The organism is Cohnella sp. CFH 77786, assembly GCF_019400745.1.
Classification (GTDB): domain Bacteria; phylum Bacillota; class Bacilli; order Paenibacillales; family Paenibacillaceae; genus Cohnella.
On sequence record NZ_WJIB01000004.1, the window covers coordinates 328,671 to 342,079 of the forward strand.

The 13,409-nt window shown below is 52.7% G+C and carries 14 protein-coding genes and 1 pseudogene; 2 read left to right on the forward strand and 13 right to left on the reverse strand.

Annotated features, from left to right (window positions below; translation table 11 throughout):
* Positions 1-167: 167 nt before the first annotated feature.
* Positions 168-2,054 (forward strand): sensor histidine kinase, encoded by a 1,887-nt coding sequence (locus GE107_RS08670; protein ID WP_219639283.1) that lies wholly within the window; start codon positions 168-170, stop codon positions 2,052-2,054.
* A gap of 5 nt (positions 2,055-2,059) precedes the next feature.
* Here GE107_RS08670 and GE107_RS08675 read toward each other — a convergent pair whose 3' ends face one another.
* The 8 genes and pseudogenes from GE107_RS08675 to GE107_RS08715 all read right to left on the reverse strand — a co-directional run bounded on the left by GE107_RS08675 (position 2,060) and on the right by GE107_RS08715 (position 8,250).
* Positions 2,060-2,323 carry an NHLP leader peptide family RiPP precursor gene (locus tag GE107_RS08675; RefSeq protein ID WP_370636315.1) on the reverse strand — a complete coding sequence of 88 codons (264 nt, stop codon included), beginning with the start codon at positions 2,321-2,323 and terminating at the stop codon, positions 2,060-2,062.
* Between the two features lie 189 nt (positions 2,324-2,512).
* Complete coding sequence (locus tag GE107_RS08680) at positions 2,513-2,761, reverse strand: NHLP leader peptide family RiPP precursor (protein WP_219639285.1); 249 nt, start codon at positions 2,759-2,761, stop codon at positions 2,513-2,515.
* A 68-nt stretch (positions 2,762-2,829) separates the two neighbouring features.
* Positions 2,830-3,780, reverse strand: coding sequence for a hypothetical protein (locus tag GE107_RS08685; protein ID WP_219639286.1), 951 nt, complete (start codon positions 3,778-3,780; stop codon positions 2,830-2,832).
* 447 nt (positions 3,781-4,227) lie between these two features.
* A pseudogene (locus GE107_RS26500) lies at positions 4,228-5,386 on the reverse strand (amidase family protein); the annotation flags it as partial.
* 83 nt (positions 5,387-5,469) lie between these two features.
* Positions 5,470-5,742, reverse strand: coding sequence for a glycoside hydrolase family protein (locus tag GE107_RS08700; RefSeq protein ID WP_255570324.1), 273 nt, complete (start codon positions 5,740-5,742; stop codon positions 5,470-5,472).
* A 2-nt stretch (positions 5,743-5,744) separates the two neighbouring features.
* Complete coding sequence (locus GE107_RS08705) at positions 5,745-5,924, reverse strand: hypothetical protein (protein ID WP_219639287.1); 180 nt, start codon at positions 5,922-5,924, stop codon at positions 5,745-5,747.
* Between the two features lie 6 nt (positions 5,925-5,930).
* Positions 5,931-6,485 carry a pyridoxamine 5'-phosphate oxidase family protein gene (locus GE107_RS08710; protein WP_219639288.1) on the reverse strand — a complete coding sequence of 185 codons (555 nt, stop codon included), beginning with the start codon at positions 6,483-6,485 and terminating at the stop codon, positions 5,931-5,933.
* A 283-nt stretch (positions 6,486-6,768) separates the two neighbouring features.
* On the reverse strand, positions 6,769-8,250 hold the full coding sequence (locus GE107_RS08715) for a DHA2 family efflux MFS transporter permease subunit (protein ID WP_219639289.1): 1,482 nt from the start codon (positions 8,248-8,250) through the stop codon (positions 6,769-6,771).
* Positions 8,251-8,420: 170 nt separating this feature from the next.
* Here GE107_RS08715 and GE107_RS08720 point away from each other — a divergent pair, with 170 nt between their 5' ends.
* Positions 8,421-9,032, forward strand: a complete 612-nt coding sequence (locus GE107_RS08720; protein WP_219639290.1) for a GNAT family N-acetyltransferase — start codon at positions 8,421-8,423, stop codon at positions 9,030-9,032.
* 146 nt (positions 9,033-9,178) lie between these two features.
* Here GE107_RS08720 and GE107_RS08725 read toward each other — a convergent pair whose 3' ends face one another.
* The 5 genes from GE107_RS08725 to GE107_RS08745 form a co-directional block, all read right to left on the reverse strand.
* Positions 9,179-10,039 (reverse strand): sugar phosphate isomerase/epimerase family protein, encoded by an 861-nt coding sequence (locus tag GE107_RS08725; RefSeq protein ID WP_219639291.1) that lies wholly within the window; start codon positions 10,037-10,039, stop codon positions 9,179-9,181.
* A 110-nt stretch (positions 10,040-10,149) separates the two neighbouring features.
* Positions 10,150-11,541, reverse strand: a complete 1,392-nt coding sequence (locus tag GE107_RS08730; protein WP_219639292.1) for an MATE family efflux transporter — start codon at positions 11,539-11,541, stop codon at positions 10,150-10,152.
* Positions 11,542-11,706: 165 nt separating this feature from the next.
* The gene (locus tag GE107_RS08735; RefSeq protein WP_219639293.1) at positions 11,707-12,177 is read right to left on the reverse strand and encodes a hypothetical protein; all 471 of its coding nucleotides are present in this window, start codon (positions 12,175-12,177) and stop codon (positions 11,707-11,709) included.
* A 17-nt stretch (positions 12,178-12,194) separates the two neighbouring features.
* A complete protein-coding gene (locus GE107_RS08740) occupies positions 12,195-12,728 on the reverse strand; it encodes a hypothetical protein (RefSeq protein WP_219639294.1) in 534 nt (177 codons plus the stop codon).
* Between the two features lie 169 nt (positions 12,729-12,897).
* A complete protein-coding gene (locus tag GE107_RS08745) occupies positions 12,898-13,260 on the reverse strand; it encodes a winged helix-turn-helix transcriptional regulator (protein WP_219639295.1) in 363 nt (120 codons plus the stop codon).
* Between the last annotated feature and the right edge of the window lie 149 nt (positions 13,261-13,409).

The following is a 13,409-nucleotide window of genomic DNA, read 5'->3' on the forward strand; positions in this document are numbered from 1 at the left end:
AGGTGGACGAATTGCTTGAAACGATTACCCATCCCGCTATTTTAAACAGTAACGGGAAGATAACGGAGAGACTCTCCGATTGGATTACTCTCTACCAGACGCAGGATTGATTGCGAATTGTGTCGAAATGGTAATGCAAAAGCCCGCTAAGAACAACGAGGTGCTTCATGCTTTCATTCCGACAACCGGTGATTCTCGTCCTGATTGGCTGCATCGTACTAGGCATTGTGTCTTTCGTTTTCACAACGCCTAACGCCCGGAGCCCCGAAATTTCCATTCCCGAATGGAACGTCGCTTGGATCAAGACGTCGGAATCGGCGAGCCGGACTCCCCCTGCGGACGGTGGATCTTGGCATTCCGTCGCGGCGAAACATCCTCGCATCGCATTGCCGGAGGGGACCGCCGGCGCTTGGGTGCAGATCGTCGTTCCGCCAACAACCGGTTTCAAGCACCCGGGACTGTATATCGAGCGCTTGTATGGACTCGACATTACCGTATACGAAGACGCCCAAGCGATTTACCGCTCCTCGCGGGACTATGATTTCGAGCGAAACATTGTCCTAGTTCCGCTGACCGTCAAGCCGGCTGCTTCGAGCGTATACATTCGCATTGAATCGAAAGAACGCGCGGGGATCAGCAACGCCGCCGTTCATATCGGGGAATTCGACCGGTTGTCCGCTTTGAACGTGCGCAATGAGTTGCCGAATGTTCTGCTCGGCGCCGCGATCGCGTTTCTCGGTTTCACCATGCTCGTATCCACCGGTTTTTTCGTCCGGAATCAAACCAAGACCGCGATCGCCCTCAATTTGTTTATCCTTTCGACGGGCACACTGATTGCCACCTATTCGTCAATGCCCTACTTCTATTTCCACGAGTACGGGCGGCAGCTGCTCTTTTTGTTTGATACGTCCATGTATGTCATGTTCCCATCCCTATTTTATTTTGTCGTCCATTCCTTCGAGGAGACCTATGTTTGGCTTAAGAAGTCTGTAAAATGGCTTTGTGCTTATTATGGCGCAAGCTTTCTCGTTATGGTTGCGTATAAAGCGATCGGCGGATCGTTGTACTTCTATTACAAGCTCTTTACTTTTTGGATTCTTGCTCCTCTCATCCTGGTTCAACTTCTTTTCACCCTCTTCCTTGCCATTCGGAACGCCCTCTGGGGAAACCGGAATTCGATCCTCGTATCGGCGGGAATGATCGGGCTTGCTCTTTCGGGCGCCGCCGATCTTATCCTGCTAAACGTTCTTCATGGTCCGTACGTATTAGTTCTCTGGAAATTTGGAACCGTGTTTCTCATCGTCTGTCTCGTGATGACTTTGAATCGAAGAATTGCCGCCGATTATGCCAGACTACTCTCTTATTCCAAAGAGCTGGAGCTGTATAACTATCAGTTGCAGAAGACGGAGAGAATGCAGATCATCAGCGAACTGGCCGCCTCCATCGCCCATGAAATCCGAAACCCGCTGCAGGTGACGAGAGGGTTCTTGCAGCTGCTTTCGGGCAAAGCCAGCAAGGAAAACAAAAATCTGTACAGCATGGCCATCAGCGAGTTGGATCGGGCCGCCGCCATCATCACGGATTATTTAACGTTCGCCAAACCCGAGCAGGAGACGCTGGTCGTAATGGACGTCAAGGAAGAATTGGGCAAGATCGAAACGATTTTACGACCTATGGTCGTGCTGCACGGCGGGGTTCTGCACGTCAAAGCGTCCGATCGTCTCACGATTATGGGAAACCCTTCCAAATTGAAGCAAGCGCTGATCAATATCATGAAGAACAGCATCGAGTCTTTTCAAGAAAACGGAAAAATCGAGGTGGAGGCTTACGGGGAAAATTCCGTTGTGGTGATCCGGATTTCGGATAATGGACAAGGAATGGACGAGGAGCAACTCGCCAAACTGGGCGAGCCCTACTTCTCTACAAAGACTAAAGGAACCGGCCTTGGTCTGATGGTCACTTACCGAATCATAGAAGTTATGCAAGGAACGCTAGAATTCCGCAGTGTAAAAGGAAAAGGAACCGAAGCGATCGTCCGATTCCCTCTGATTTGACAAGATTAGCTCCAAACGTATTCTGGGGCGTCCGATCCGTCGGGTCTCTCCAGTTCGGCTGGATTGGGCGGAATCACCAAGTAATAACGTGAGAGTGTTTCCTCCACTGGCAGAATTTCGATTTCCGCCGGAAGCGTGATACCAAACGACGCTTGAAGCGCGCTTCTCGGATCAGCCATCAGTTTTGCCTTAAACTCGGGATCTGTCCAAGCTTTCTGAATGATCTGCACTTTCAAGGATTCCAAGGACATAGGACCACAGCCCTTCATGAGGAAATGGACTAGCTCTTATATCATAGCATTTATTTAGTAAAATTGTCCCGACAATCCTGAATGTTCTACAATAAATAAGATAAATCCGCCTTCTTCATCCAAGCTCATCTCGATTCCTCAACGTTTGGGCAGAAAAAGAAAAGGAACCGAAGCGATTGCTCGGTTCCTTTTTCTTGCACAGAAAAATTAGCCCCAATTGTATTGGGGGGCGGGGGTGGCACCCTCCAGGTTCTCCTGATCTGCCGGATCAGATGGAATGACCAAAAAGTACTGGTAAGACGTTTCTTCCACCGCCTGTAGTCCGATTCCTTCCGGAAGGGTGATGCCGAACGACGCTTGAAGCGCGCTTCCGGGATCGGCCAGCAGTTGTGCTTTAAATTCGGGATCTTTCCAAGCTTTCTGAATGATTTGCGCTTTCAATGTTTGCAAGGACATAGGATCACAACCCTTCACACGAAAGTGGTCTACCCCTTCTATCATAGCATTAATTTGGTAAAAGCGTTCTATATCCTTTCCAGTTTCGACAATAAAATAGCTAATCCACCTTCTTCAGCAAGACGTTGCCTCGTTTCCTCTGCGTGTAGAGCATCCCTCCGAATCCCCTCCGCGATGGCATGGGCGAATGCCGTAAGACGATCCGGCGCGCCCGGAACCCGTCTTAGCTTCTCGACATAGCTCTCCGCTATCTCCGCAAGACGGTCCGCAGCATGATGGTGAAAGATCGCTCTTCTGACAGAACGTTCGTTCAGTCCATCCTCATGGGAAAGAGCCAGTTGAGACCGCACGATGGACAAGAACGCGTTGCCATTGGGCGTTGACAGGTCGTCCCGCCAGTCGGCCCAATCATCGGACAGTTGAAGCACCGCCAGCGCCAGGTCCACGGCCTCCTCTATGTCGGGGATCCGGTCCGTTCTTCCCGCTTGAAGCACCATCCCGCTCGCGCACAATTTCACGGGGGCCGCTTTGCGGGCCAATTGTCCGAAGTCGCTTGGGTCGATCGGATTCGCCATCTCCGAATAGACCGCGGACGCCCACTCCCTCAAGTATCTCCGATAGCAATCCCACAACGCCGAATCATGCGGAAAATGACGATGGTATCGCCGCTTGAACAGCTCGTCCAGCAACGGGCCAAGCGCCAAGGAACCCCGGATGCCCTCCGGATTCCGTTCGCTTCCGTCCATCGCATCGTCCAGCACAAAAAAGCGGAGCATGGCGAACAGATTGCCGACCGCCAGATCGCGGGTAAGCTCGATTGGACCGAACATCTGCTCCCGAATCCAGTAAGGAAGAAGATAGCTGATCCGATTCGCCCGTCCTCCGTTGCGGAGCGGATTGCTTAGTGCCAGCAGATCCCGTCCCCGCTCGCTAAGTCCCGCGGGAAGCCCGGCCAATTCCTCCGATGCCTCCGCGAAAATCAGCTCCAATTCTTCGCGGTAATCCTCGATGTCTTGCATGTCCGCAGGTCTCCTCGAGATTCCGGACCCGATGTCGTTTCGGACCCGTCCGTCAAATCCTTATCTTCGATATCGGCTCGATTTAAGATTCATTAAAGGCTGCTCCCGCTTTAAGATAACGGCATCAACCGAGCCAAGCTTCGCATTGCGCCGACGGGCAATAAGTGGGTTGAAGGGCAAGCGCGACCGGGCTGCTTGCTTAAGTTGCGGACATCGGAGTTGGTGCCTCAAAGGTTCCGGCTTTTACATAGATGGAAAAGCTCCCACTAATCACGCCAAAAACGCCGCATCTGGTTGATTTAGTTGGAAAAGCTCCAACTAATTTGCGTCAATCCCGCCCAGTTCGGCAAAAACGCAAAAATTAGTGGGAAGTTTTCCCTTAAATTTGGTTTGTTGATGGATTTCGCTAAATGAATGGGAGGTTTTCCTGCTAATTTACCCCATTACTTATATTACGGGCTTTTTGCGATGTTTCGTTGCTTGTTCGAAAGCATAGGCGATGCGTATGAGCGTCGGTTCGGTAAATGCTTTACCGGCAAATGTAACGCCGAAGGGTCTGCCGCCGGCTCCATACCCCGCGGGGACGGCAATGGACGGATAACCGGCTCTGGCACATAGATCGGCCCCAATATATGCCGGGAACAGGATCGCATCCAATTGATTCCGGTCTACCGCATGATCGATTCCTTGGCTCTGGGCAAGATATAAGTCCGTCATGGATTCCAAGATGTAATTCTTGTTTTTTAGGGGCTCCCTTAAACTCTCCCGGAATTCCAACAAATCTTGACCATATTTCAGTGCCTGATCCGCATGCCCTTCATTCCATTCGATGAGTTCGGACAATGAGTGGACCGGCATGTGTGAAGGGAGCCGCTGCAAATAACTGTGTGAGCTCGAGATTCATCTTGTTCCACTGCCATGGCCCATGGAATGAAGGAATCTCGATAGGATTCACGACTTCGGCTCCCGCATGAATCAATTCGGTGACGGCTTGGTTAAATAGCTCCTCATCATATTCGCCGGATTCACGTACATAATCGGGTACTTCCCGAAAGACCCCGATTCTCGCTCCCCGTAATCCTTCTTTGTCCAAGTATGCCGTGTAGTCCTGAACAGCAAGGTCGTGTTCATACCGCCATGTCGCGGGGTCTTGTTCATCCCTGCCGCTAAATGCGCCGAGCAGAGCTGCCGCATCCGCAACCGTTCTTGCCATCGGTCCTGCCGTATCTTGCGAATAGGAAAAAGGAATGATTCCCGTGCGGCTAATTAAGCCGACGGTCGGTTTAATGCCAACGACAGACATTTGGATGGCCGGACTGAGAATGGAAGCGGAGGTTTCCGTGCCAACCGACGCCGCCGCGAAACCCATCGCCGCCGCAGCCGCCGAACCGGTACTGGATCCGCCCGCGAAAAAATCGCCATACGGGTGCGCAACCTGCCCGCCCCTGGAACTATAACCGGTCCACATCGTCGAGGAAACGCCATTGGCCTCGTCATATTCGTCTTGCCCAGCAGGATGCCCCGGATTCCCTTAGCCGCCTGACGAGGAAGGCATCCCATCCTCCGTGCTCACGTGCTGTGCCAAAGCTAATGCTCCCGCACTGGTGCCCTCTTGTCCGCGGTTTCGCTGCTGTACAAGCGGCACAAGGGGCTTTTCCTGATCCGGAAAAGCCCCCAACTCTAATAGACCTATGGGCCATGCAAATCTTCCCGCTCCCTTACGACCTTGAAGCTGTCCCCCGTATCCTCCATTTCGTACAGCTTGCACCTGGATTCGGGCATTTTGAACGGCTGATGGAGGATGAGCATCCACGTTCCTTCGAACGTTCGGAACAGCATGCCGTGACCGCTGTCCCCCTTTACCAACGGGGGGAGTTGTTCCCAAGGGCCCTCCAGTTTGCCGGTTATGGACCGCGCGATCGTCTGCACGTAACTGCCCGACTCATAGCTCGACCAAAGCATGATCAGACGACCGCCCGAAGTACGGTACAGCTGCCGTTTAACCAAGGCGCGCCGCTGGTATACAAGTAATAAAGTCCGGTGCGGCCATCTGCGAAAACGAACGGGTCATGTGCGGGAATGTCCGCCAGACGGTGCCCCTTGTGCGGGTGATGGACATCGGAGGCGGCATTGTAAGCGGGCACCGGCGATCAGCTCCTATTTCCGATCGGGGTGGGCAAGCCATCGATGCTGGTTGCGTTCTTCTCCTGCCAGTATTGTTTCAGACCTTCTTCGCCTTTCTGAATGGACCAGCGCTGTAAGGTCTCTCGTTCTCCTGTATACGTCATGAAGGGGACGGCAAATCCGCAAGAGGTTTGAACTTTATGAATGTCGATGGAAATGATCTGCCTCGCTCCCGGAAGGGACGGAAAGAGAGGGTATAGTTCTTCCCATTCCGGTGAATCCGGCAGTATGACCGTTCCTGTGCCATACAACCTTAAGATGTTCGGCGGACCCTCGAATGCGCAGAACATGACGGTTACTCTCCCGTTGTCGAGGATGTGCGCGCTTGTTTCATTGCCGCTGCCGGTCATATCCAGGTAGGCCGCGCGATTGGCGGACAAGATTCGAAACGCGTCATGTCCCTTCGGCGATATATTCACATGCCCTTCCTCCGATAACGGTGCCGATCCTACGAAAAATACGTGTTGCCGGCGAATGAACTCCTCGTGTTCCGGAAGCAGCGCGGGAAATTGTTTCCCCATCCGAATTCCTCCCATCCTTATGTTTCTCCATGGAACCTGATCTTTTCCATGAGGCATGCTCTAGTATCTTATTCGGGTTCATGAGGAGGAAACCCTTTTTGCCATCACCGCAACGGCAACCGGAAACAAGTAAAAACGGCTTCCTCGTCCTCCAGGTACAGAGAATGTCGTTTATCATTCAAAATGAATAGGCGTGAAACTTATCAATGCTGAATGATCGAAAAAACCGGCCCCCTCAGCGGGAAGCCGGCCGATCGACCATTCCTTCAATCCAGTCAACTCATTAATGCCCCAGTGACATGGCGTTAGCCTGCTTATCGGATTGCTCGTCCCCTTGCCCGACTTTGGGTTTCCGCAGAATCAGGGCAAGCACCGCGCCCGCTAAGGCAAGGTATGCCGCGAACAGGAACGTATCCGCGAAGGCGGAGGTCATGGCTGCGACTTGGTCTTCTTTAGCCGTCGCCATATAATGCGTGACTCGCGAGGAGAAGTATCCCGTGAGACCGGCGACGGCGAAAGAAACGACGACTTGCTGCGCCGCGGCCGTGAGCGATGTGACCCGGCTGACGAGTCTTCGCGGCGCCGCTTTAAGAATGTGCGTATTGATCGGCATCATCGAAAGACCCATGCCCGCACCCGTCAGAATTAAGGTCATGATCACGTATCCCGTGCCGGTGTCGACCGAAATTTGCGACAGCATGAACAAGCCGCTGCCGACCAGACATAGACCGATAATCGCGAGAGGTCTGGCTCCGATCCTGTCGAACAGTTTTCCTCCGATCGGCATGAACAAGCCGGACATGATGACTTGCGGAAGGCTCATCAATCCGGATTCCATCGGCGAAAAGCCTTTGGCGGTTTGAAGATACATCGGAACGAGCAGGAACGACCCGAATAACGCCATCATGGACAGCCACGAAATGATGATCCCTCGCGTGAAGTCGGAAGAACCGAAAACGCGCAGCTCCAAGAGCGGCTGCTTGTGGCGGAGCTCGATCATGATGAACAGGATCAAAGCAACGCCCCCGACGATCAGACCCGTGACCGTTTGCGTAGAGCCCCAGTCTTTACCGCCTTCGCTTACGGCATAGGCAAGCGATGCGAAGGTGATCGGCGCAAGCACCATGCCGATTACATCCAGGGCAGGCACCGATTTTTGCTCGAATTTGGGCAAATACTTGATTCCTACCAGCAGCGCGATGATGCCGATCGGCAAGTTGACCAAGAAAATCCAGTGCCAACTGGCATACTCGACCAGAAATCCCGACAATGTCGGTCCGATCGCAGGCGCCAGCATCATCGGAACGCCAAGCACTCCCATGATGGAGCCTTGTTTACCGGGAGGCGCCAGCCGGAAAATAATCGCCATCCCGATCGGGGACACCATCCCGCCGCCCAGGCCTTGAATGATGCGGTACAGGATGAGTTGTTCCGGCGTTTGAGCCAGAGAGCAGAGCACGGATCCCAATGTGAACAAGACAATGGTAATCAGAAAGATTTGCTTGGCTCCGTACCGGTCCGTCAGCCAACCGGCCAATGGGATAACGGCGGAAAGCGCAAGCGTGTATGCCGTGATCGACCATTGCATCGTGGATACCGAGGTATTGAAGTATTCAATCAAATTCGGCATCGCCACGTTCACGACCGTGCTGTCGAGAATGACCATGATCATTCCGACGACGACGGCCATAACCGGTCCGATGATGGATTTGATCGAAAAAGACTGTTCGGCAGGAGCCGATGAAACAGCGGATTGCGTTGTCATGGTTAACCTCGATTCATTCATGAAGTTGAAAAAAGTGTTGCCTACTCCACTGGATTGTAGCATAGCGGAGGAGCCTCGGTTTCTTCCAGATTGCTTTTTTTAATAGGATTGCCACCTATAATAGAGTTTATCCCGAATTTTTAAGCTGCATTTCATACAGCCCCTTTATGATGGAAATCAAGATCATTGAAAGGGCTGTGAACGCAATGCTCGAGCAGAATGACTTATTTCTCGCATTTCCGTCCATTCAAACGAAGCGGTTACATTTGCGTCAAATAGTTGCCGCCGATGCCGAGGACCTGTACAGCTTTTATAAAGACCCGAAGTTCATCAAATATTTAGACTGGGATGGTCCCGGTTCTATTGAGGAATGCGCCAAGATGATTGATTCCTGGAACCGCAGCTATGAAGCCAAGAGGCTGCTTCCCTGGGGAATAGCATGGCGCAATAACAACAAACTAATTGGTACGGTTATGTTTATGCCGCTCCGAGGAACTTTTGAGGATACGCCTCGTTTTCCTTTCACCATCGGTTACGACTTGAAGAGAGAGTTATGGAACAAGGGGATCATGACCGAGGCTCTCCAAGCCGCGCTCGACTTCTGTACGAAGAAAATCGGTCCGCACCGAGTGCAGGCTGAAGTCCTGCCCGGGAATACAGCCTCTATCAAGTTGCTAAAAAAATTAGGCTTCCGGGAAGAGGGGCTGCTCCATCATTATTTGATGCATGAAAGAACGAAAACCTTTTTGAACGTAGTCGTACTTGCTTTGTTGCTTAATTAAGGGAAAATCGAGTAGGAGGGGGCGACTAGCCCCCGTCCTCTCACAACACCTAGCATGGGGGTCCGCACCAGGCGTTTCCAAAAGGTCGACGAAGTTCCAAGTAACGAGAAAGCAAACTTTTCAGCCCTTTCGCTTACCGGCAGCGTTCAGTTGTCCGTAACAACGAAACCGGACGTGTGCCGGTTTCTTGCCGCAGCCCGCCCTTCTCGAACGAAACGCGCCGCCTCCGCCATTCGCGACTCGGTGACCGCTTCCAACGTCACATAGCCAAGCGGTTTGTACTGCTCCAGCAACTCGAAGAACAACGGGTAGTTAAGCTCTCCCGAGCCGGCGGCCGTCACCGTCAAGGTCCCGTCCGCTTCGCGGCGCAAGTCCTTCGCGTGCGCGCTGACGATCCGCGGGCCGAGCAGTCGGAATGCTTCGCGGATCGTACGGTCCTGCTCCTCGAACCTTGGGCCGTTCATCAAATTGCATGGGTCCAGGAGGACGCCGACGCACGAAGACGGGAAACGTTCGAGCGTCTCGGCCAACGTCTCCGACGAATCGATCAGATGCCCCTGGGCCGCTTCCAGCCCGATCGTAACGCCCCACCGCTCCGCCTCTTCGACCAATTCCTCCAGCGCCCGTTGCAACCGTTCGGCATGTTCAGAACGACGGTTCGGATCGGACACGCCCCCGACCTCAGTCGCTACGATCGGCGCTCCAAAATGCCGCGCATGCCGCAAATGCTCCTTGAAACGGTCTATGTTGTGACGGTACGCTTCATCCTCCAGTTCAACCAGGCTCGCGTAACAACCGAGGACCGCGATGCGAACACCGCGCTCCGCGAAGGCGCCGCCCACCTCTTGCGCCAAACCGGGGCTTAGCTTGCCAAGCCTAAAATCGACATCGGAAACCGCCTTGGACAACGCCAACTGAACATAGGGAAAACCAAAGGCGGCCGTCTTTGCCGCCAGTTCCTTATACGGCTGTTTTCCGAGCAAGTGCGCCAATATTCCCGCTGACATGGCTTCCTTCCTCCCTTTGGGACAGTTATTTCTTCGACTTATGGGATTTCGGTGTACAACGGGGAGCAGAGCGCCTAGAATTTCAATATCCCGCTCCGCCTGCTCCTCCTCTAAACCCGCGCCTCCATAACCGATTCCAAGGACGTGACGGGCTTCACGAGCGCTTTCTTCTCCCAAGCCCGGCTCCTCCAACGCAGAAGCATGATGATTCCGCGCAACCATTCATCCACCGCAAACGCGATCCATACGCCAATCAGCCCGATCCCGTAATGAACGCCCAACGCATAAGCGAGCGGAACCGAGACCCCCCACATCGAGAGCACGCCCATGAGTACGGGAAAACGCGCATCCCCGGCGGCACGCAGCGAATTGATAATGACGATATTGAAAGTCCGGCCGGGCTCGAGCACGACGGAAAGCAAAAAAATACTGGCGCCGACGGCAATAATGTTCGCATCCTTCGTGAACATGCCGATCAACTCATGCCGGAAAACCGACGCCACACCGACAAAGGCCAGCGTCAACACGAAACTGATTTTCACGCTTGTCATCAGTCTTCGATATGCCGCATTCATGTCCCCCGCTCCAACCATTTGTCCGACAATGATTTCCGTACCTGCACCGATCGCCAGCGCTAGCGCCATATAATAGTTTGTTACGTTCATCACGTAGACATGGGTGTTTAGCGCCGTGACGCCAATCATGTTGACAAAACTTACGACCATCAGGTATTGCGACTGCCAGGACAGATGCTCGCCCGCGGCAGGCAAGCCGACGCTCAAGATCTGCTTCAAATAGGAACCGTTCCAGGTCACATAATCCTTAGACCGAATCGGCGAAGGAATACGGCGGTACAGAATCACCATAAGAACGACGACTCCGAGCAAGCGGCTGACGACCGTCGAGATAGCCGCCCCCGTAACGCCCCATTCCGGAAAACCGAAGCTGCCGAAAATGAGCATATAATTGCCGGCCATATGAATCACATTGACGCCTAAGGTGACAAACATAACACTCTTCGTGTGGCCGTGGGAGCGGAGAATCGAAGAAATCGCATACGAGAGCGCTTCTATCCAGATAAAGCCGCCGATGATTTTTAAGTAGCGGCTCGCGATCCCGATTTGCTCGGGACTTAAGTTCATCAGTCGCATGAGAGGTTCTCCGAACCCGACGAGCACGATGCTGACAACGATCCCGAATGTCAGGTTCATCGTAATGGCGAGCGCCGAGATGCGGCTCGCTTCCTGCTCTCGTCCGGCGCCGATATACTGGGAGACCACGACGCTGGTGCCGATTCCCACAAAGCCGAACATCAGAATGCAGAAGAAAATGATTTCGTTGGCTACTCCGACAGCACCCGTCGCCGTGTCCGAAATGCGGCTTAACATGAACACGTCCACCGTACCCAGCAACATCCGAAGGACGGAATCGACGAAAATGGGCCACGTAACGGCAAAGAGACTGAGTTTCTTCCATGATGGAATCCGATTCGTTGTTGTCACGTTTCAATGCTCCTACTATGCCTAATCGCTATGTTTACCCTAGTTTAGTGCCTGCAAGCAAAAACGTCTACGGTGCTGTTTTTGATTTCGGCAAGCTTGGCCACGTTCCGCACAAAGTCGGCAAGTTATTTGGCTGGTGCATTGGATCGGTATGATGCTTTTCGATTAGCCCCCAGCCGGCTCCGCCGTATCGACCAGCAGGCCGACGAGGCTGGCCGGAAGCATCCAGACTTCGTTCCGTTCCGGATTCTGCGGGTAGATCTTGCCGATATTCGAATGACCGGAACCACGCAGATCGTTCAACTCGAACGTCTTCGGCTCCTCCCGCCCCTCGAGGAAGAATTGCACCCGGTACCGGACGCCTGCAGGCTCCGGATCCTCGAAGAAGGAGCGCCTTGCCTGCTTCAGCTGGCGCAGCGCGTCCTCAACGATACGCCGATCCTTGATCTCGCGCGCCGACCTTTTACCCTCCCCAACCAACACGCGGATCTCCGTAACCCCCTCGACGACCGGGAAGCCGAATCTACGTTTATTCTCGTAATCATCGCGATGCTCCCTCTGCCACAATCCATAGAAAACGAGGACGACGGCGACGGCGATGATCGCGACCAAGCCGGCGGCGCGCACCTGACGCATGCTTCTCTCCCCTTCCTTTATGGTTGTTTCTTCGCACGATCCTCGATCATTTGTCTCATATCCGTTTCAATCCACCGTTTTAAGTCTGGGGATTTGAATCGCAAGATTCTATTATCATAAGTAACGGTCACTTGATCGCTTACCGAAACTCCTGTAAACATCCAGCCATTGGAGACCACGACGGAAATGGGGTCCACTGCATCGAAGATGCCGATTGATTTTCCATCATTGGTCTTTATCACGAATTCATCGGGTCCGCCGCCTTTCGTTACGAATTGACTGAGGGGTGGGCCCATGTCTTCGGCGTGCGAAAGCCAATAAATAATTTTGGCGACCGTTAACTTCTGCATGAAGCTATTCAAGTCCATTTGAATGGGCTGCCTATTTGGGTCTGGCGGTCCGCCAATATGGATGGCCGCTGAAACCACATCTTCCATGGCCGGAAACTCATTATTTCGCCCCTTATTTTTCTGACCATCTTGATATGCAGCCACACCTAAACTTATAGCTAAAAATATAACGAACAAGATCGAACCCAACTTATATTTCATTCTTATCTGCTCCCTTTAGAGAATGGTAATTTGTTTGTGCCATGCTGCGGCCCGTTTGCGTATCTCATTGACGTGCCCGGCATCTCGTTTGTTTCAGTAAAGGGATATGGTAAATTCATTCAATACAAAAAAGACCCCTTTCACTGAGGGGTCTTCAACTTTTATACAATTACATTACTTTTTCCCCATCTTTGCCCATCTCGTTCGTCTCTTTCCGTAAATAGGCGCCGTACTCCTGCGTCCAGGTCCACATAGCGGCAAAAATCGGCTGCAGACCCTTCCCGCACTCGGTAAGTTCATATTCGACATGCAGCGGTACGCCCGGGTAAAGCGTACGGGTAACGATTCCCCTTTCTTCTAACAACCGCAAGCGATCGGTCAATGTTTTCGGACTAATGGGTTGCAGCTTACGACGTAATTCCCCGAACCGCCGAGTCCCGTTAAACAGTTCGAATAAGAGAATCAGCGTCCATTTGCTATCCAAGATCTCCAAAATAGGTTCCACAGTCCCAGGGCAGGAACGATCCATCATCTTGATCACTCCATAGTTCATTTTTTGAAACTATTGCACTTAAATGTAACTACTTTTCAAATGTACCACAGATCCATTACTATGTGAATCGAGAAGAAGAATAAATAACGCACTTCGCAGAAAGGAGGCGCTTGCGTAAAGCTTATACC

Bases quoted from the DNA above. Each gene is read 5' to 3' on its own strand.
- GE107_RS08715 (WP_219639289.1), bottom strand. From the start codon at position 8,250: ATGACAACGCAATCCGCTGTTTCATCGGCTCCTGCCGAACAGTCTTTT.
- GE107_RS08670 (WP_219639283.1), top strand. From the start codon at position 168: ATGCTTTCATTCCGACAACCGGTGATTCTCGTCCTGATTGGCTGCATC.
- GE107_RS08700 (WP_255570324.1), bottom strand. From the start codon at position 5,742: ATGCTTTGGTCGAGCTATGAGTCGGGCAGTTACGTGCAGACGATCGCG.
- GE107_RS08710 (WP_219639288.1), bottom strand. From the start codon at position 6,485: ATGGGGAAACAATTTCCCGCGCTGCTTCCGGAACACGAGGAGTTCATT.
- GE107_RS08675 (WP_370636315.1), bottom strand. From the start codon at position 2,323: ATGAAGGGCTGTGGTCCTATGTCCTTGGAATCCTTGAAAGTGCAGATC.
- GE107_RS08740 (WP_219639294.1), bottom strand. From the start codon at position 12,728: ATGAAATATAAGTTGGGTTCGATCTTGTTCGTTATATTTTTAGCTATA.
- GE107_RS08725 (WP_219639291.1), bottom strand. From the start codon at position 10,039: ATGTCAGCGGGAATATTGGCGCACTTGCTCGGAAAACAGCCGTATAAG.
- GE107_RS08680 (WP_219639285.1), bottom strand. From the start codon at position 2,761: ATGTCCTTGCAAACATTGAAAGCGCAAATCATTCAGAAAGCTTGGAAA.
- GE107_RS08745 (WP_219639295.1), bottom strand. From the start codon at position 13,260: ATGATGGATCGTTCCTGCCCTGGGACTGTGGAACCTATTTTGGAGATC.
- GE107_RS08685 (WP_219639286.1), bottom strand. From the start codon at position 3,780: ATGCAAGACATCGAGGATTACCGCGAAGAATTGGAGCTGATTTTCGCG.
- GE107_RS08735 (WP_219639293.1), bottom strand. From the start codon at position 12,177: ATGCGTCAGGTGCGCGCCGCCGGCTTGGTCGCGATCATCGCCGTCGCC.
- GE107_RS08720 (WP_219639290.1), top strand. From the start codon at position 8,421: ATGGAAATCAAGATCATTGAAAGGGCTGTGAACGCAATGCTCGAGCAG.